Annotated in this window: 15 protein-coding genes and 2 pseudogenes; 7 read left to right on the top strand and 10 right to left on the bottom strand. The window is 38.9% G+C overall.

Features of this window, described 5'->3' with window-relative positions; all coding sequences use genetic code 11:
* Positions 1–2 precede the first annotated feature (2 nt).
* The 4 genes from BUA16_RS07420 to BUA16_RS07405 all read left to right on the top strand — a co-directional run bounded on the left by BUA16_RS07420 (position 3) and on the right by BUA16_RS07405 (position 1,733).
* A complete protein-coding gene (locus tag BUA16_RS07420) occupies positions 3–425 on the top strand; it encodes a hypothetical protein (RefSeq protein WP_072764115.1) in 423 nt (140 codons plus the stop codon).
* Between the two features lies 1 nt (position 426).
* Positions 427–1,071: a hypothetical protein gene (locus BUA16_RS07415; protein ID WP_072764114.1), complete on the top strand. Its 645-nt coding sequence runs from the start codon at positions 427–429 to the stop codon at positions 1,069–1,071.
* Between the two features lie 186 nt (positions 1,072–1,257).
* The gene (locus BUA16_RS07410; protein ID WP_143150471.1) at positions 1,258–1,557 is read left to right on the top strand and encodes a hypothetical protein; all 300 of its coding nucleotides are present in this window, start codon (positions 1,258–1,260) and stop codon (positions 1,555–1,557) included.
* Positions 1,554–1,733 (top strand): hypothetical protein, encoded by a 180-nt coding sequence (locus BUA16_RS07405; RefSeq protein WP_072764112.1) that lies wholly within the window; start codon positions 1,554–1,556, stop codon positions 1,731–1,733. Before BUA16_RS07410 ends, BUA16_RS07405 begins: the two co-directional genes overlap by 4 nt.
* Before the next feature lie 249 nt (positions 1,734–1,982).
* Here BUA16_RS07405 and BUA16_RS07400 read toward each other — a convergent pair whose 3' ends face one another.
* The 8 genes and pseudogenes from BUA16_RS07400 to BUA16_RS07360 all read right to left on the bottom strand — a co-directional run bounded on the left by BUA16_RS07400 (position 1,983) and on the right by BUA16_RS07360 (position 14,391).
* Positions 1,983–2,522, bottom strand: a complete 540-nt coding sequence (locus BUA16_RS07400; RefSeq protein WP_178338857.1) for a tyrosine-type recombinase/integrase — start codon at positions 2,520–2,522, stop codon at positions 1,983–1,985.
* 303 nt (positions 2,523–2,825) lie between these two features.
* Positions 2,826–4,253 (bottom strand): annotated as a pseudogene (locus BUA16_RS07395) (YifB family Mg chelatase-like AAA ATPase); the annotation flags it as partial.
* A 128-nt stretch (positions 4,254–4,381) separates the two neighbouring features.
* Positions 4,382–6,724 (bottom strand): annotated as a pseudogene (locus BUA16_RS07390) (penicillin acylase family protein).
* A 150-nt stretch (positions 6,725–6,874) separates the two neighbouring features.
* Positions 6,875–8,758 (bottom strand): CocE/NonD family hydrolase, encoded by a 1,884-nt coding sequence (locus BUA16_RS07385; protein ID WP_084668451.1) that lies wholly within the window; start codon positions 8,756–8,758, stop codon positions 6,875–6,877.
* Between the two features lie 244 nt (positions 8,759–9,002).
* On the bottom strand, positions 9,003–10,988 hold the full coding sequence (locus BUA16_RS07380) for a protein-disulfide reductase DsbD family protein (protein WP_072764111.1): 1,986 nt from the start codon (positions 10,986–10,988) through the stop codon (positions 9,003–9,005).
* A complete protein-coding gene (tilS, locus tag BUA16_RS07375) occupies positions 10,985–12,358 on the bottom strand; it encodes a tRNA lysidine(34) synthetase TilS (protein ID WP_317045391.1) in 1,374 nt (457 codons plus the stop codon). Before tilS ends, BUA16_RS07380 begins: the two co-directional genes overlap by 4 nt.
* A gap of 197 nt (positions 12,359–12,555) precedes the next feature.
* Positions 12,556–13,851: an anthranilate synthase component I family protein gene (locus BUA16_RS07365; protein WP_072764108.1), complete on the bottom strand. Its 1,296-nt coding sequence runs from the start codon at positions 13,849–13,851 to the stop codon at positions 12,556–12,558.
* Between the two features lie 6 nt (positions 13,852–13,857).
* Positions 13,858–14,391, bottom strand: a complete 534-nt coding sequence (locus BUA16_RS07360) for an NADPH-dependent FMN reductase (RefSeq protein ID WP_072764107.1) — start codon at positions 14,389–14,391, stop codon at positions 13,858–13,860.
* Positions 14,392–14,462: 71 nt separating this feature from the next.
* Here BUA16_RS07360 and BUA16_RS07355 point away from each other — a divergent pair, with 71 nt between their 5' ends.
* Together BUA16_RS07355 and BUA16_RS07350 are read left to right on the top strand one after the other, a co-directional pair.
* Positions 14,463–15,725: a heparan-alpha-glucosaminide N-acetyltransferase domain-containing protein gene (locus BUA16_RS07355; RefSeq protein ID WP_317045390.1), complete on the top strand. Its 1,263-nt coding sequence runs from the start codon at positions 14,463–14,465 to the stop codon at positions 15,723–15,725.
* A gap of 57 nt (positions 15,726–15,782) precedes the next feature.
* Entirely contained in the window at positions 15,783–16,019 is a 237-nt protein-coding gene (locus BUA16_RS07350; protein ID WP_072764106.1) for a CDGSH iron-sulfur domain-containing protein, read from the top strand.
* Positions 16,020–16,148: 129 nt separating this feature from the next.
* Here the strand turns inward: BUA16_RS07350 and lpdA are convergent, their stop codons facing one another.
* Together lpdA and BUA16_RS07340 are read right to left on the bottom strand one after the other, a co-directional pair.
* On the bottom strand, positions 16,149–17,555 hold the full coding sequence (gene lpdA / locus BUA16_RS07345; RefSeq protein WP_072764105.1) for a dihydrolipoyl dehydrogenase: 1,407 nt from the start codon (positions 17,553–17,555) through the stop codon (positions 16,149–16,151).
* 177 nt (positions 17,556–17,732) lie between these two features.
* Entirely contained in the window at positions 17,733–18,191 is a 459-nt protein-coding gene (locus tag BUA16_RS07340) for an Lrp/AsnC family transcriptional regulator (protein WP_072764104.1), read from the bottom strand.
* A gap of 153 nt (positions 18,192–18,344) precedes the next feature.
* Here BUA16_RS07340 and BUA16_RS07335 point away from each other — a divergent pair, with 153 nt between their 5' ends.
* Positions 18,345–19,577, top strand: a complete 1,233-nt coding sequence (locus BUA16_RS07335) for an aminotransferase class I/II-fold pyridoxal phosphate-dependent enzyme (protein ID WP_072764103.1) — start codon at positions 18,345–18,347, stop codon at positions 19,575–19,577.
* The last annotated feature ends 56 nt before the right edge of the window (positions 19,578–19,633 follow it).

The following is a 19,633-nucleotide window of genomic DNA, read 5'->3' as shown; positions in this document are numbered from 1 at the left end:
ATATGACCAACATCAAAGCAGAAATCAAATCGGGGGACTATTTTACTTTCGGCGTCTTTTTAAACCTAGCAATCCAAGACTTCACCGTCTACATTGGAGACAGTTTGATTGCCAATAAAGACGGTAATGTAATTGAACAGGACGCAGACAACCCCAATTTATATATCGTAAAGCTATCATCAAAATTTACCAACAAATTAAAGGGCAGATATGACGCAAGGATAGCCACCGTAACGGACGAACGAGGGCGTAAGATATCAGATACCCTCTTTGCGCTAGATGTCGCATCTAGTGGACGATATGCAAATGAATCTAAAGTAACGGATGATATATCACTATACGTCGACAAAGGCGGGAATATGATAATTCAGGATTTTTTTAGCGAGCTAAAAGAAAATGAGGAAGAAATAATAAAAATAAAATAACATGAAAAAGAAAATAACACTAATGGTTAACGAACCATTAAAGCAGAATCTAGAAAGCAAGGTACAGGATATACTAAATGAAATAACCGATTTAAAGACTGACCTCGACAAGGGTATAGACTATGATACCAATAGCGTGGACAAAGTGATTAAGTTCATTAGAACGTACGGAAATGACCTATATTTAAATGATGAGGTCAAGCAAAATGAAATAATCCTCATAAAGTACAGGGATGAGGTGCAAGGAGTTAGAAAGCTGTACCCCAGCCTTATAAAGCTAAAAGCAATAGAGATGTTCAAGAATCCCGAGGACGTAACAGTAGTAAAGAATTTAATCCAAAGGGCTACGGGCATTAACAAGGAGATAGAGAGCATTAAAGGGTTGACCTTAGAATCCTTTGTACTCAATGAAGAGTTTAAAATGAATACCAAAGTAGATACCGTACTAAAGGAAATTTATTCAACCTTTTGTAAGAACACCAAGCAAAACGAATTGAAGCAATTAGCTGAAAAACTTTCTACTATAATCGAATGGGGTTTAAAACAAGGGATCGTATCCAAGCATTATACGGGGATCAACCTATCTGAAATCATTGATTTGGATACGGGTAAAGTGGACTATAATAGAATCGCCTCGATTAGATAAACGGAAATCGACAAAAATATAAGTTAACATATTGATTATTAATCTTTTAGGTTTTAAAGTCAATATGTTAAAATGATGTGTAAACACCAACAAAAAAAATAAAAAAAAATTTTTTCTATAGGTGTTCTTTTTGCGCCTAAGCCCTTGATGGCATTGGGTTCATGGAATTTAAAAAATTGTAAAAAATTGGAAGAAAATAAAGAAGAAAAAGAAACGAAAAGGAAAGCGGGACGGCCTAAGGGAAGCCTCAAACAGCCCGCAGATGTTTTGATCAGAAAGGCTATAGGGGAATCCTTGGAAAGGTATTTCGTACATGGGCTTTATAAGGAAGATATGGAGTTGAATAAGACCGCTCGTCTTAAGCTCCATATGGATCTGTTGCCCTATGTCTTATCGAAAAAGGAAAGTATAAAGACCTTGTTAAATGGAATGGATGAGGTCGAGACAGACGAACTGGTTCAACGATTAAAGGACAGCATAAAATGAGTGTAAGGAAACTACGGGAGAAACTAGAAATCGAACAAATAACATCCCATAGAGTCAGCTCTATAGCGTTCAGGGATTTAGAAAATGGCAAGCTTTACGAGGATGTAGGCCATACAAGGGAGATAAGACCCGAGGATATTAAACACATTCGTACGGCTATCGTGTTTAAAAAATAGATTTAAAGCTCTTAGATTAATTTCTAGGGGCTTTTTTTTAGTTTTGCCTATTCACTTCACATAAAGTAAAATCTAAACCTCAACCCATTTCAGACGTTTTAAAGCCTCTTTGATTTAAATATAGTGATATATGTCACTTTAGTGTTAAAGCTCCTTAAAACGCCTGATACACGTCTTAAATAGCTTTATGGCTGATTATAGTAACCTCAACTTTATGAAAAGAGGTAAAAAATTTCGTTTTGGATTTTCTTACAGGTTATTGTAAATGTCGTTCAATTCCTCTTGTTGTATCCCTAGATAGGTTCTAGTGACAAGAGTAGAACTATGATTGAAAAGCTGCGACAAATAAACTAAACTCTTTTCACTCTCCCCGTTGGATTCGAAGACCCTACGCCCGAAACATTTACGCAATGAATGAGTAGTTACCTTACCGCTCCCAATGCCTTTAAATGCTTCTTTAAGCTTCCTGTTGAGGTGCTGAGAGCTAAACCTAGTTCCCTTTTGGCTAATGAATGCAAACCCTTTTACATCTTCAGAGAAGTAAGATACAGCCGTTTTGATGTGGTCGTTTACTGCAAGGGTTCTAGTTTTGTTCGTCTTCCCTTCAGTAATAGTAAAGGTGTCTTTTCGCAAATCTTCAAAAGTAAGGTTTGTAAGGTCATCTATCCTAAGACCTAAATTAATACCACATATAACCAGTAGGGCAAAACTTTTGTCTTTATCATCTTTTATCATTTTAAAAGCTTTGTTTAAAGTCCTATCGAAATCCAAGTAAGTTGATCCAGTCATGATTATAATTGTTTGGTGAGATACAAATATAATGTTCATTAATGAGTTTACAAAACAAAACTGAACATTATTAATACGTTTTATTCAAAAACCCCTGTATTTCCTAACAATGTTCATTTTTGTACAAAGTGAACATTATGAAAAGGCGTTAAATATTTTAATATATTGTTGAGGTCTTTTTTTAACTCTATGAAAACGGTTTAAGCTTTTCATTAAGTCGAAAAGTATTAAGATGAAAAACGAAATAAATAATAATATGCTGATTATTATTTAGTTAATGGGTTATACATAAAAATATTAGTCTTTCAAAATCCGATCGTAGGCTCTGGCAGAGAGATTTAGGCGATCCATGGCATTTTTAAGCAACTCTTTAGAGGCCTCGTCCATTTGGCAGTGCTTTCGAATCTGCTTGGTATTCATCTGTGCGTTGTAGTGCACATTCTCGGACTTAAAAAAGCGTTGGGTCTGCAATTTCCTGGCAGCGGTAACCCGCTTGCGAATTTCGACACTACTTTCTCCTTTTCTATCTTCAGAAAGCTTTTCAAAAGGCACTGGGGTTACTTCTATATGAATATCGATCCTGTCTAATAAGGGACCCGAAATCTTTCCTAAATAGCGTTGCATTTCTGCCGGGGAGGATGTCACCGGGGCATCGGGATCGTTGAAATAGCCACCGGGACTGGGATTCATACTTGCCACCAGCATAAAACTACTGGGATAGGTAACCGTAAAACGCGCTCTGGAAATAGTAACCTCCCTATCTTCGAGCGGTTGCCGCATCACTTCTAATACCCCGCGTTTAAATTCGGGCAATTCATCTAAAAACAATACTCCATTATGGGATAGGGAAATTTCCCCAGGCTGTGGATAGGCGCCACCGCCGACCAAGGCAACATCGCTAATGGTGTGGTGGGGACTTCTAAAAGGTCTTTGGTTCATGAGTCCCATATTCTTTATTTTCCCTACTACACTGTGTATTTTAGTGGTTTCTAAAGCTTCATCCAAGGTCATGGGCGGTAAAATAGATGGCAGTCGCTTCGCCAGCATGGTCTTCCCTGCCCCTGGAGGGCCTATCAGAATAATATTATGTCCGCCTGCCGCCGCTATCTCCATACACCGTTTGATGCTTTCCTGTCCTTTTACGTCTGAAAAATCGAATTCTGGAAAATCTAAATTCTTATAAAATTCGGCTTGGGTATCTATCACCGTTTCTTCTAGGGGCGTACCGCTATCAAAAAATTCAATGACCTCTCCTATATTCTCCACACCATATACTTTTAACCCCTCGACAATAGCGGCTTCCTTGGCATTTTCCATGGGTAAAATAAACCCTATAAAACCCTCTTCCTTCGCTTTTATAGCGATCGGCAAGGCACCTTTTATAGGTTGAATACTCCCATCCAAGGACATTTCTCCCATAATAATATAACGCTCCAGATTCTCGGACTTAATTTGTCCAGAGGCGGTAAGAATCCCCAAGGCTAAGGTAAGGTCATAGGCCGACCCTTCCTTTCGCAGATCGGCTGGGGCCATGTTTATGGTAATTTTCTTTCCAGGTACTTTATAGCCATTGTTTTTTAAACCTGCTGCAATACGGTAGTTACTCTCTTTAATAGCATTGTCTGGCAAGCCTACCAAATGATACCCAACCCCCTTATCGATATTAACCTCTACAGTAATTGTAGTGGCTTCAACTCCGAACACAGCACTTCCGAAAACTTTTGTAAGCATTTACATCTCTTTTAACTAAAAGTAGTTAAATAAAACAAAACATTTAGTATATAAGAGACTAGATATTATATAATTAGCCCAAAATAGTAAGAAAAAAGATGAACAGCATATAATTGCCTTCCCGGTTCCTACGACTTTGGTTTAAATATGAGCAAGGATTTTTTAGTCCTAATAATTTCTTCTTTGTTCATCATCATTTTACGAAAATGACCTTTGTTGAACATTTTTGCCTGGTCCCTATAATGGGGACTAAACGGATTGCCCGATTGCCCGGTGGGGAGAATACTGATGCTATTTTCTATATCCGAAAAATCAATAATCCTTCTGGTCGAAGGTCCCGAAGTAACGGGATATTTTCCAGTTTCATCATAATTAAAAGCCATGTTATTGATAACTTCCCTAGTTCCCACTGCCGGGAAAGGCCCCACATTAAAGAAAGACCTAAGCGCTTTTATGCGCCCTATCGGATGCCCATGCTCTAGGGTATGTACTTTCCCCCACGTCCACTTCTTGTTGTTTTTTCCAAAATCGGCCTCCAGTGATGCCACAGCCAGTTTAAAGGACTCGATTACGGCCAGTTGCTTTGTTTCGACAATGTCTTTTGTTGAAATATTATCCCACCAAACAGAAGTTTCCTTTTCGGATAAGGGTGCTATTAGTCTTTTAAACATATGGGTAGCCAATAATTCTTGAAACATTTCAGGCCCCAATTCGTCTTCAAAACCATATTTTAATAACTGATACAACCATCGGTGATAAATCGTAGGTTCTATATTTTCCAACTGGTTGTTCCCATCCCATAAATTTAACTTATCCAGAATATGAATTTCTTGGTCCGACAAGTTTTTTATATCCATTAATTTAACCAAGTTGCTTACAATATCTATATCTACCGGAGCGGTAACATCTAGAATCATTTCAGAGACCTGCTGCTTATCCCAATCGTCTTTAGGCTCTAATAAGGATACAATGCGTTTGGCTCTGTTTTCGGGCAAGTAATATCCAGGATAAAGGATTCCAGCAATTGAATCGGGCTGATTGTTGGCAGAATACACTTAGTTCCAAGGGGGATTGATAGCCATAGGGTTTTCTGAAAAATCCAAATAACCAAGGGGTTCGTCCTTACCACTGCTCCCATCTAAAATAAACTTGGTATTAGTACTATCGGGCATGGCGTATAATTTTGCCGTTGCAAACCATGCCACATTCCCAATAGCATCGCCATACATTATATTTAACCCTGGCGCATGAATATCCGGGAGGGCCTTTTCAAAGTCTGATAGATTATTGGCATGAGACAAACCATAGAGCGCATCCATAACTTTGTTTTCTACCTTGGTGTACGCCCATGACATAGCAATACTTTTGTCGTCGCTAAGTTCAGTCGTTATTCCATGAACTATAGGGCCATGTACAGATTCTTTATAGGTGAACGCTACCGCCTCCTCATCTTTTACCCTTATAGTGTTGTGCACCAATTTATAAGGTACATAACCACCCGTGGTTTTATAACTATTGCGATCTAAGGGGGAGTCTTCTTCGTAATAAAAGTCTATATCATCGTTTTCGAACATCGTTAGTCCGTATGCCAACTTTCTATTATGGCCTAATAATGGAAACGGCACACCTGCCAAATGATAGCCATATTTTTCATAGTCCGGGGTACTCAGATGCGCTTCGTACCAAACCGAGGGCTGAGCAAAACCAATATGGGGGTCGTTCGCAAAAATAACTTTTCCGTTTTTAGTCTTTTCAGGCGCTATTACCCAGCTATTGCTTCCCTCAAATTGTGCCAACGGAAGGTTTTTTAAAATACCGCTTAATTTTTTCGTTATCACCTCATGAACACCACCTACCTGAAAAGATTGTTTATGGTTTTTAATCCAAACAGTACTGCTATCTACGTCTATTTCTAAATCAACCAAATAGTCTGGTCCTAACTTGTTTTTTATATTGGTCAGCAAGGGGTCTGTTTTATGGGCCATAGCAAAACTAAAGGCCATATACCCCACCGTATTAAAAACATCTTTTAGAGTAAAGGGTCTTTTTTCTATCCCCGTCAGGTAAAATTCGACCGGTGTTGGCCCCTGCTCAATAAACTGATTGATACCATCCAGATAGGCTTGCGATAATAGCACCATTGGTTCGGTTGGCACTATGTTTTTTACGGTGTTTTCTGAAGCTTCATTGATTCCTAGCGATAAAAAGAACTTATCTGTTTCTAACAAATCTGCACCAAAGACTTCAGAAAGTCCACCCCTTCCTATTCGCCGCAACAGTTCCATTTGCCACAGCCTGTCTTGGGCATGCACATACCCTAAGGCTCTAAAAGCATCGGCTTCATTTTCTCCATATATATGAGGAATACCGTAGGCATCGTAATACACCTTTACCTCTTCGGTCAGTTTAGACAACGTCTTTTCCCCATTATAATTAGGAGAAAGCTGATAAAAAACTATAGTGGCAATCATTGCCAAAACAGCGATTACCCCTAAGATAATCAGCAATGTCTTTTTAAATGTTCTCACATAAATCAATTTAGATTTAAAGGTATATTAATTTTTACGATAAAAAAAAGCACCCTCGTTAGGATGCTTTTTTTATTAGATGTAAGACTTTTATTATGGTTGCAATACGGTAAACTCTATAACAGAGGAATTATACACCTTATGGGTTTGCTTTTGAAAATCCTCGGCTTTGGCTTTAAAGATATTATCGACATAAGTTTGCGGATTCAAATCTATATAGGGAAACCAAGTGCTTTGTATTTGCACCTGAAGCTTATGCCCTTTTTTAAATGTATGAAAAACATCTTGCAGTTTAATATTGACGGCTGTTTGCTGGTTGGGGACAAAAGGCTCTGGTTTAGAGAAATCGTTTCTATACCTTCCTCTAAGTACTTCGCTACGAACCATTTGATGGTAATTCCCCATTTTTAAATACGCCTGCGTTTCCTCGTACTCCGGATGGTCTGCCGGATAAACATCTATGACCTTCACGATCCAATCGGCATCGGTACCCGTAGTAGCCACCTTTAATTTCGCCAAGATATCCCCTGCTAGTGTCAGCGGCGATTCTAAAGGATCCGTTTCAAAAACCAATACATCGGGCCTCCGGGCGGCAAAACGCTGGTCGTCTGTCATAAATTTTCTCGGTGTAAAGACCATTTTTATATCCTCGGAATACGGCACTGGCTTTTTAGGGTCGCTAATAAACTCCTCAAAAGAGTAGTCCCTAGTTGCTTTTTGGGATAAACGCTGGTTTTGCTGCAAGAAATAGCTTTCCTTCCTCGTTTCTTTTGGAGGCCAAGTATCGAATTTTTTCCACGCTTTTATACCGGTATCAAAAACATATGCCTCGGGCAAACCAATGGCTTCTCTGCTTTCTCCTTTTAAAAAGTGGTTAAAAAATTTGCTCTCTATATTTTCCTGATAAAATTTAGAGATATCGTCTCCAAAATAAACATTGCCTATCGCCTGACGTTTTTTCTCCCTGGACCAATCTCCATGACTCCAAGGCCCCATCACTAAAGTATTATAATTGTCGCTGTTTTTTTCAATGGCAGCATAGGTATTCAATGGCCCGTAAAGGTCCTCGGCATCAAACCAACCCCCAACGGTCATTACCGCAGGTTTTATATCTTTTAAATGTTGAATAATGCCTCTTTTTTGCCAAAACTCGTCATAATCGGGATGATCTTTTAATTGCTGCCAAAAAACATTGTCCTTATCGTAATAGGCATCTAGGTTTGTTAATGGACCAACATCTAAAAAGAACTGATACTGATCTTGGGTACCTAAGTCGGGGAAAGTGTACCAATCTTCGGTCGTAGGCTTGTCCTTCATATATCCAAAAACAGCGGTGGCGCGCCAGTAACTCAACAAATAAGCCCCATTATGGTGAAAATCGTCAAAATAAAAATCACCTATAGGCGCTTGGGGAGATACCGCCTTTAATGCCGGATGAGCGTCTAATAACGAATAGGTTGAATAAAAACCAGGATAGGAAGTTCCCCAAATCCCCACCTTGCCGTTGTTGTTCCCTACATGGTTTACCAGCCATTCTATCGTATCATAAGTATCGGTAGCCTCATCTATATCTCCTTCCTTTTTATAAGGGATATAAGGGCGCATATTATCATAAACGCCTTCGCTATTCCATCGCCCCCTCACATCCTGATAGACGACTATATTGCCTTCTTCCATCATTTGGCGATTAGGAGCTATTTTGTTCCTAAAATTATCCGCTCCATAGGGCTTACAACTATAAGGTGTTCTAGATAGTAAAATAGGATACTTTTTAGAAGCGTCTTTAGGTGCGTAAATAGTAGTGTGCAATTTAATTCCGTCCCTCATAGCGATAACAACCTCCTTTTTGGTATAATGGTCCTTTACATTATAATTATCTACAACCGATGTGGTAGTTTCCCCTGAAGGCAAATTTTTAGTACTACGCCCACATGAGATTATCATAAGACCGAGAAATAGAAATAGAAGTTTTTTCATGTTTAGATATTTATTGTTTTAAAGGACATATGTAATTCGCATAGCTGAATTCGTAGTTGTGACTAGTTTCCAGTCATGCTCATTTCATAAACAATTTCAGTTATTTTGCGATGCGTTTTAATAAAAAACGCATAGGATATCTACTTTTTTAGATTCATTCCCATGCGTTTTCTTGACTATGTTGATGTTTTAGAAACCGCAATATCGCGATATTTTCTAAAGTCACCAACGATGGTTTTAAATACTATTCTTTTAGATGGGTTAGTTTACGGAAGCTCGATATTCCTTTCTTTAACCACTCCCTATAGGTGTCCTTATCTGTATATTGTACTGCCGCATTCAGCACTTCCAAATCTGGCGACAACACTACATAATAGGGTTGTGAGGCTGCATTGAAATTTAAGGTCTGGAAGGTCCCCCATTTTTCCCCTATAGTCTTAATAGTTTTTACTCTGCCCGACTCATATTTAAAATCAAATTGTTCGGCTTCGGGAAGTTCTTTTCTATCGTCTATATACAAAGAGATTAATACATATTCTTCTTTTAGGATCGGATAAATATCAGATTCGCTCCAAACATTCTCTTCCATTTTACGGCAATTAACACATGCCCATCCGGTAAAATCGAGCAAAATAGGCTTGTTTGCCTTTTTAGCATATGCCAAACCTTCTTCAAAATCCTTAAAACAATCGATCCCCAGAGGGCAATCGCTTTCCGTTTCCATAACACTGTAAAAGGCTGGAGGCGGGAAACCGCTCAGCAATTTTAGATCGGTCACTTTCACCAGTCCTAATATCAAATACACCGCGAAAGCTGCACTAAGGGCGGCAGAAATCTTTCTTCCCAAAGACATTTTTTGTTTAGGTCCGTCGTGCGGGAACCTAAAGATTCCAAAAAGATACAAGGTCAGTAGCACAAAAAGCACTACCCAGATTCCTATAAATATTTCGCGTTTAAAAATCCCCCAATTGGCCACTAAATCGGCATTGGACAAGAATTTAAAGGCAAGTGCCAACTCAAAAAAGCCTAAGGCAACCTTTACGGTAGTCATCCAGCCACCAGATTTAGGCAGCGAATTTAACCAAGCTGGAAAAAGAGCAAACAAGGCAAAGGGCAAGGCCAAGGCCACACCAAACCCAAGCATTCCAGCGGTAAGATTTGTGGCTACGTCCCCGTCGGCCAAGGCTGTACTTCCCAACAACCCTCCTAGGATAGGACCGGTACAAGAGAAAGAAACAATCGCCAAGGTTACGGCCATGAAAAATATTCCGATACCACCTCCTACTTTGGAAGAGGCCGAATCCATTTTATTAGCCCATGAGCTTGGTAAAGTCAGTTCGTAATAACCAAAAAACGAGAAGGCAAAAAAGATAAAGATCACAAAGAATCCAACATTTAACCATACATTGGTCGCTATGGTGTTCAGAATCTGAGAATCTACGGAGTCGAATAAATGAAATGGCAGACTGAGCAAAAGGTAAATAAGTACAATGAAAAAGCCATATAGCAGGGCATTGATTATCCCTTTAGATTTGGTGCCGGATTGTTTGGTAAAAAAGGAAACCGTTAAAGGGATCATAGGAAAAACGCAGGGTGTCAATAAGGCGATCAACCCTCCTAAAAAACCAAGACCAAAAATGGTCCATAGGCTCGTTTTAACATCTACGGAATCGGCTCCGCCACTTGCCAAAAGATCTTTATTCTTAAGGTCCAATATCAAGGCGGCACTTAGTTCCTTGCTGCGATCGTCTACATTTTTATCGACCACTACAGCTGCCTCTCCCGTCAGGGATATATAAAAAACCTCTTCCTTAGGAATACAAACCTCTTTACATATTTGATAAAACAGATTCACTTCAATCTGTTTTAAATCAGGTTTCAGCAATTCTATCCTTTGAGTAAAAACAGCCTTGTTCTTAAAGAAAGTCTCTTCTACTTCAAAAATATCTGAGTATTCTCTATACGTTTTGCTTTCGGAAGCCTTCCCTTGCAATGTATAATCCTCTCCCTCCTTTTCAAAGGTCAATTCACTAGGCATGGAGCCATTTTCATCTGTGAATTGTGAATAAATATGCCACCCATCGTAAATATCTCCGGAGATGACAATATCGAACTCTGTTTCCGACACCTTTATTGCTTCGTAAGACCACACAGAAGGTTGGTCATCGGACTGGGAAAAGGTAAGGAAAAAGTTAAAAACCAGTAATGATAATGCTACATAATACTTCATTCGATAAAATCAATCTTTAAAATTCTATTAGTACTCCCTGTTACTTTAAAACGATCGTCGGCCCGTTTACCGATGACCCAGACAATATCGGCTCCGGAACACAACAACCACTGGTTTTCCTTTGCAAACATATCTATCTTTTGGTCTTTGAAATATTTGGCTATTTTTTTCTTGCCCTTCATTCCAAAAGGGTAAAAATAATCCCCTTTTTCCCATTTCCGTAGCACCAAGGGGTAGTTTAACTTTTCTTTATCTAGGTAGACTGTATTGGCCGAAATTGCCCTAATTTCCCTAACATCCTCTAAACGAAGCGAAACGGGCAGTTTTATCTCCTTTTGCCCTTCCTGAATGTTAAATACCTGTGAATCTTCCTGCTCCTTAAGCTTCAATAATAAATATGCCCTATCCTTTAAAAGTCTATGAGTGGGCGAATGCACCTCTTTTCCGCTCATTGCGGAAAGCAGCTCATCTATATCCTCCCATTGGGTAAAGCCATAATCTTTAAAGAAATGAAACAAGTAGGTCTTTCTAGGAGTCAAGGGCAAAAGATCGGCTATTGCGATCTTTATATGGTTCGATTCACACTTAAAAACCCTTTGCCTTAGACCTTGAATATGAGCTTGTAATATTTCTAGGCTTTGCTGTAGGTGTTCCTGGGTTTTTAAAAAATTATCCAAAAAACTAGGGTGTAAATTCTTTAAAGACGGAACAATATTGTGACGGATATTATTTCTCAAATATTTGGTATCTTCATTACTAGCATCGTCTCGCCATGCTATTTGGTGCTGTTTTGCATAGGCTACAATTTGGGCTCTAGAAAACTTAAGTAAAGGCCGGGAAATTGTGGCAGTATCGGCTGGGATACCACAAAGCCCTTCCAAGCCTGTCCCTCTAGATAGGTTTATTATAAAAGTCTCTAAGTTATCATCGGCATGATGAGCAGTTACCAAAGTTTTTATATTTTCTTTTTCCATGATTTCTGAAAACCATTGGTAGCGAAGTTCCCTGGCCGCTATCTGAATAGATACTTTATGTGTTTCAGCATAAAATTCTGTATCAAAATGAGTTACATATATCTCTCGCCCTAAAGTCTTTGCGAAATCCCGAACAAAAGCCTCATCTCCATCACTCGCTTCTCCTCTTAAATGAAAATTACAATGCGCTATAGAAAAGTCCATTCGGCTATTAGCGCATAAATGGGTTAATACCATACTATCTATACCTCCACTACTGGCCAATAAGAACTTCTGGTTACTTAAGTGCGGAAAAAACTCCGCTATATGATGCTTAAAATCGTCTTGCATGTCGCTAAAATAAGGAACAAAAATGATTCCTACGAATATGAAACACCAATGACTTCGAAAAGACATAGGGCTTTTGAGGCCGGGCGCAGATACTTTATGGTAAAGGAGGTTGCATTTTCTCTTTTACCCGCGTTAGGGACCGCGGCGGCATCCCCGCCGCGAAGCAAGGGATATAGCTAAGGGCCCGCCCGAGGAAGGAGGTAACGCCCAAACCAATACACTAGAGACTAAGAACTTTCCCGTTAGCTGTAACCGAACATATTTCAATCTTCCAAAACCTGCCTCATCGCCTTTGCCTTCAGCAGACACTCATCGTATTCTTTTTCCGGGACGGACTTAGCGGTAATGGCGCTACCTACAGAAAAAGAAAGATATTTCCTTGTGTAATTGTACAATATACTGCGAATCACCACATTAAAATCAAAATCGTTTTCCGGCGTAAAGTAACCCACTGCCCCACTGTACAATCCGCGTTTGCTTGCCTCCAATTCTTCGATGATTTTCATTGCCGACACCTTCGGGGCCCCCGTCATACTACCCATAGGAAAGGTTTCTTTGATAAGCTCAACCGGATTTTTGTTGTCAGGAACCGTAGCAGTTATGGTCGAGATCATCTGATGCACCTGATCAAAAGTATACACCTTGCACAGTTCTTCCACGGTCACCGTACCTTTTAATGCGCTCTTAGAAAGATCATTGCGAACCAAATCTACGATCATAACATTTTCTGCTCTTTCCTTTATATCGTTCTCTAAGTTGGTCACCAAAAGCCTGTCTTCTTCCAAATCTACAGAACGCTTGGCCGTGCCTTTAATAGGCTGAGAAATGATTTTATTCGCTTCTTTCTTAAGATACCTTTCGGGGGACGCACATAATAAATACTTATCGTTAAGCTTTAAAAATGTAGCAAAAGGCGGGCGCGATATACTATTGAGCTTTTGATAGGTCTTCTGCGGATCTATCCCCACATTTTCGGCATAAAATTCCTGACAAAAGTTTGCTTCATAAATATCACCTCTATGAATATGCTCTAACATCTTTTCTACCTGCCTAAAATACTCGTCTTTAAAGATCCTTAGCTTAATACCTATGTTTTTAGACTGCTTCTGCTGGCTTTGCAAATAATTACCCTCAGATATATCTTTAAGGTCGTTTTCTATTTCGTCATCAACCATATTCAGGTAGTTGAAAGTAACCCTGTTCTTATGGATGGTGATAATCTTTTTAGGTTGAAAAAAATATAAAGAAGGAAAATGCAGGCCATCAAAATTAGTGGAAGTCAACGCCTCAATATCATTTTTTAGATCATAAGAGAGATACCCAAAAAGCCAGTCCTTTGTGTTAGACTGGTAAATCTTTAAATCTTCAAAAGCATTCTGCGTATCTGTTTCTATAGCCGTTAGGGCATCTACTGCCAAAACGCTGTCGAAAGAACTATAGGTGTTTTGATGAGCATTGCTATCTAACCAAGCCATTTCTTCGAATTGCTGGCCCCATTGCAAAAGCGCCTCTTTGAATTGAGCGATATCGGGTATCGTAAATGTGAGTTTTTTTCGCAAGTGTTTCTAGATTTTGGATAAAAATAATTCCAATGCTTTTTTATGTTCTTCAGAAAGTTCAGCATCTGTGACACCCTTAGCCTCGTTAAAAGTATGATTAAAAGAGGGCAGTGAAAATGTCGCAACCACATCAGCCCCAAACCTTGGAAGAATAGCCTTTATAATCCCCAAAGAACTGCTCCCTCCTCTTTTGCCACGAGAGGTAGACATTAATAATACCTTTTTATGGAGCAAGAAATCCTTATTAAGGCGAGACAACCAATCTATCACATTCTTAAAATAAGCAGAAGGACTGCTATTGTGCTCATTTACCGAAATAATTAGTCCATCTGCGAGCTTTATCTGCTCCATTAAATCTATCAAAACATCAGAATACCCCTTTTCTCGTTCCAAATCCTCGCTAAACATGGGCAAATTATAGTCCACCATATTCAACAATCGACTCTTATGCTCTCCTACAAGTGACACGGTATATCTTGTTAACTGATAATTAATTGAGGTTGAAGAATTGCTTCCAGCAAAAGCTACAATATTCGCCATAGTATCGGTTTTAATTTTAGTATGACGAAATTACCGCAAATTACATTGAATTGCGAGGATTTTGTATAATTTTGCAGCCTTTAAAAACCAAACATACTGTTAACCAAGTATATAAGGTATCTTTGATAGATAAAATGGAAAAAAACGAATTTCGGCTTTACTTTATTGATGCCATAAGGGCATGGGCTATTCTGATGATGTTGCAGGGACATTTTGTAGATGGCTTACTCGATAACGCATATCGGGTGGACTCCAATGTTTTTTATACCGTTTGGAAATATTTTAGAGGTATTACAGCTCCGGTATTTTTTACGGTGTCCGGTTTTATATTTACGTACCTACTCATTAAAGGCGATGCTTTTGGCTTAAGCAATCCCCGGGTCCAAAAAGGCATTAAAAGAGGATTGTCTCTTTTGTTTATTGGCTACCTTTTAAGGTTAAATTTCTTCGGCCTTTTAAAGCTTCAGATTTACAACTCCTTTTACCTTGTAGATGTCTTGCACTGTATTGGGCTATCCCTATTGGGAATCATTGGCCTTTATCTATTAACAGCCAAAAGATCCTTGTATCTATTTGCGGCAACTCTTATTAGTCTCAGCGTTTTTCTTTTTGTTTTTGAACCCTATTACAAGCAGTTTACTTTTAACTATCTACCATCATTACTAGCCAATTATTTCACCAAGAGCAATGGCTCTGTATTTACTATATTTCCATGGTTTGGCTATGCTGGGATCGGAGCTTTTATTTCGGTTATATTTAATAGGTTTAAAACACATCGCTTTCTATATCCCGCTACAATTAGCAGCTTTATAGCATTGGGCTTGTCCCTGATATTTTTCTCTTCTGATCTCTTTGCTTTCCTGTCCCAAAAAACTGGCGTGGAGATATTTGCCCTAATTTATTTCAACAATTACCTATTTATTCGATTAGGTGATGTTTTGTTGGTTTTTGCGATCTTTATGTTGTTTAGAAAATTCATGACCAATCCCAAGATGTTGCAAATAGGACAAAGTACCTTATCTATTTACGTGGTGCATTACGTGCTTCTTTACGGTAGTTTCACCGGCCTAGGGCTGTATTATTTTCTCCACCACACCTTGCCGCCAAGCATCGTTATTCCGGGCGCCTTAATTTTTATCTCGTTAACCACAGTACTGGCTTTGAGGTACGAAAAAAACAAAGCACAGATTAAAGCTGCGATTGCGAAACCCTCCAAGTTAATATCCCAGAAAGCAAGACAGGGAATTCACGAAGAATCGCTAAGATTTCTAAAGGCTTTTGCCATAAAATCTAAAGGAACCCTGTTAAGGTTATTTAGACTCGTAAAGAATTAGGGGGTGCTATGTTTTTCTTGTTATGATTAGCTTATTTTCGCAATCAAAACTATAATCATGAACGATACGAATCAGCGTTTTTCACCAATTGCAGTGGAATTAGAAAAGGATAAAAAATATTCTTGGTGTACTTGCAGTCATAGCAACAATCAGCCATTATGCGATGGATCGCACCGAGCAGAAAAAGCAACACCACCATTAACTTTCATTGCAGAAGAGGACAAGAAAGCTTTTTTATGCACTTGTAAACTCACCAAGAACCCACCATACTGTGATGGGTCGCATAAAAACTAGCCTAGCTATAGGCTTAATCTCTTAACACTTATAAAAGCCAATATTGTTAGAAAGCAAAAGACCTGTCACTTATTTAGTGGCAGGTCTTTTTTTATATCGGTATCGCCATTTAAAGCGACTCTAGGTCTTTTAAATATGCAAGGCCCTATCTGCTGTAGCAGCCAGTGCAGCTTCTTTTACAGCCTCAGCATAGGTAGGATGCGCATGGCTCATTCTAGAGATATCTTCTGCCGATGCTCTAAATTCCATTGCCGTTACTGCTTCCGCTATCAAATCGGCTACACGAGCTCCGATCATATGCACTCCCAGTACTTCATCAGTAGTTTTATCGGCTAATATTTTTACAAAACCATCGATATCCATACTAGCACGGGCACGCCCCAAGGCACGCATAGGAAACTGCCCAGTTTTGTATTCTATACCAGCTTCTTTCAGTTCTTCTTCGGTTTTACCTACTGCAGCAACTTCTGGCCATGTATATACTACCCCGGGGATTAAGTTATAGTCGATATGTGGTTTTTGTCCTGCCAATATTTCAGCAACCATAGTGCCTTCTTCTTCTGCCTTATGGGCTAGCATAGCACCACGGACAACATCTCCGATAGCGTAAACATTAGCGACATTGGTCTGTAAATGGTCATTGACGGCAATTGTTCCGTTTTTTTCCATAGTTATTCCGGCAGCCTCCAAGTTAAGACCGTCGGTATAAGGACGGCGCCCTACACTTACCAAGCAATAATCTCCTTTAAAAGTTACCTCTTGCCCTTTTTTATCGTCGGCTACCACCACAACCTCGTCTCCGTTGGTAGTCACCGATTTAACCTTGTGCGAAAGATTAAACTTCACTTTTTGTTTCTTCAAGACTTTTAGCAGCTCTTTAGAAAGCGCTCCGTCCATTCCTGGCACAATACGATCCATAAATTCTACAACTGTTACATCTGCGCCCAAACGCTTGTAAACCTGTCCTAATTCCAGACCGATAACACCACCACCAATTACGATAAGATGCTTCGGAATTTCTTTTAGTTTTAAAGCCTCCGTAGAAGTAATAACGCGTTTTTTATCAATATTGATAAAAGGCAGGCTAGATGGCTTAGAACCAGTAGCGATGATGGTATTCTTAGCCTCGATAGTTTCTGTAGACCCGTCGTTCTTTGCAATATTTAGATGAGTGGCATCTTTAAAACTTCCCACCCCTTCGTAAACTTCTATTTTGTTTTTATCCATTAAGAACTTTACTCCGGCACAGGTTTGATCTACGACAGTTTGTTTTCTGCCAATCATTTTCTCCAAGTTTACCTTTATTTCTCCTGGAATTTCTATTCCGTGATCGCTAAAGTGCTTTACAGCATCTTCATAATGGTGCGAAGAATCTAAAAGTGCTTTAGAAGGAATACAACCTACATTAAGACAAGTACCTCCTAAAGTGGAATATTTTTCAATGATTGCGGTTTTCATTCCTAATTGTGCGCAACGGATTGCTGCTACATATCCGCCAGGACCAGAGCCTATTATGGCTACATCGTATTGGGTCATATTACTTTTTTATTGTGAATATTAGTGTGTCGGTAAATTTAATGCAATAATTAACGTAGCAAAAGTACAAATGTTTTATTATTTGACAACAATACGGTTTCTTATACTGAAAAATATAAATTCTTAAAAACTCCTTATTTAAAACAATACATATCTAAGCAGATTACAATAAAAATTTCATATAGCTACTGCGGTAGTATTTTTCAATTCCTTGATAACAAAAGCACTTTGTGTACTCCCAATATGCTGGATTGTGGTAAGCTTTGTCACCATGAATTCCCGATACGCTTCCATATCACTTACATATATCTTTAAAATATAGTCGTAATCCCCACTGATATGATAGCAATCTACCACCTCTTTAAGTTTTAAAACCTCCCGTTCAAACTGCATTAAAAACTCTTTATTGTGTTGTGCTAGTTTTACATGACAAATGACAACATGCGATTTGTTTATCTTTTTCTTATCGACCAAGGCTACATACTTGGTTATAACCCCTGTTTTTTCTAATCGTTTTATCCGCTCGTAAACATCTGTTACCGAAAGACTTAAATTATTTGCGTATTCCTTAGTCGTTAGCTTGGCATTGTTTTGCAGCATACCTAATAATTTAATATCAATCTCATCAAACATCATATGATATATTTTCGTTTAATCAACTCTAAACCTATTCAACAACAAACCACAATCTACTAATATACAGATTTATAGTTTTATTTTCTATAGAATTTGGTTTACATTGATTTATCTCCTGATTATCCTTAATTTTAAAAAAACTAAAACAACATTATGGATTCCAAAGCACCTGACAATTTACAAGATTTACATTATTTTGGCGAATACGGAGGCGTTAATCCGTCTATCTCTGATTCATCTACCTATACTTTTTTATCGGCAAAAACTATGTTCGACACCTTTGAAGGAAACACAGAGGGCTGTTATTTATACTCCAGACATTCTTCTCCGTCTAATCTGTATTTAGGAGAAGCCTTAGCGGCTTTGGAAGGCACGGAGACCGCTAATGTTACCGCTAGCGGCATGGGAGCCATTACAGCTGTCATTTTGCAACTTTGCGAAGCCGGAGACCATATTGTGAGCAGCAGAACTATCTACGGAGGCACCTACGCCTTCATGAAAAATTTTTTGAAAAAATTTAATATCGGGGTCTCCTTTGTAGATATCACTAAAACTTCTGCGGTTGCAAAGGCGATAACACCTATAACCAAAATGATTTATTGTGAATCGGTAAGTAATCCGTTGCTAGAAATTGCGGACCTGGAATCTCTTTCTGGCTTGGCTAAAAACCACCATATCCCATTAGTGGTAGACAACACATTCTCTCCTTTATCGATTTCCCCTGTTAATTTTGGTGCCGACATTGTTATACATAGTCTCACTAAATTTATCAATGGGACTAGTGATTGCGTTGCGGGGGCTGTTTGTGGCACCAAAGAATTTTGTCTAAGCCTAAAAGATGTCAATAACGGCGCCGGAATGCTTTTGGGAAGCACTTTGGACAGTTTACGAGCAGCTTCTATCCTCAAAAATATGCGCACCCTGCATCTACGGATAAAAAAACACAGTGAAAACGCCCTGTATTTAGCTGAAAACTTGGAAAAGGATGGTCTTAAAGTAGTGTACCCTGGTTTAAAATCGCACCCTGGACACGAGGTGATGAAAAAACAATACAATGCCGAATTTGGATATGGCGGCATCATGACCTTAGACGCAGGTTCCTTGAAAAACGCCAATGCCCTGATGGAATTAATGCAAAAAAGGCATTTGGGGTATTTAGCAGTGAGTTTAGGGTTCTATAAAACCCTTTTTAGCGCTCCAGGATCCTCTACATCCTCAGAAATCCCTTTGGAAGAACAAAAAGAAATGGGACTTTCCGATGGCCTGATCCGATTTTCCATAGGTTTAGACAACGACATCTCTAGAACTTATACTGCCATAAAAACCTGCATGTTACAATTAGAGATCCTAAAAAGCAACGACAAGACCCATTTAAACAAAATTTAAAACACTTGCACAAAAGGTGTCAAAATTGTAATATTACTGCCTAACTAATCAAGAAT

It is taken from the genome of Arenibacter nanhaiticus (assembly GCF_900141935.1).
GTDB classification, from domain to species: Bacteria; Bacteroidota; Bacteroidia; order Flavobacteriales; family Flavobacteriaceae; genus Arenibacter; species Arenibacter nanhaiticus.
This window is presented reverse-complemented; position numbering and strand designations above follow the sequence as displayed.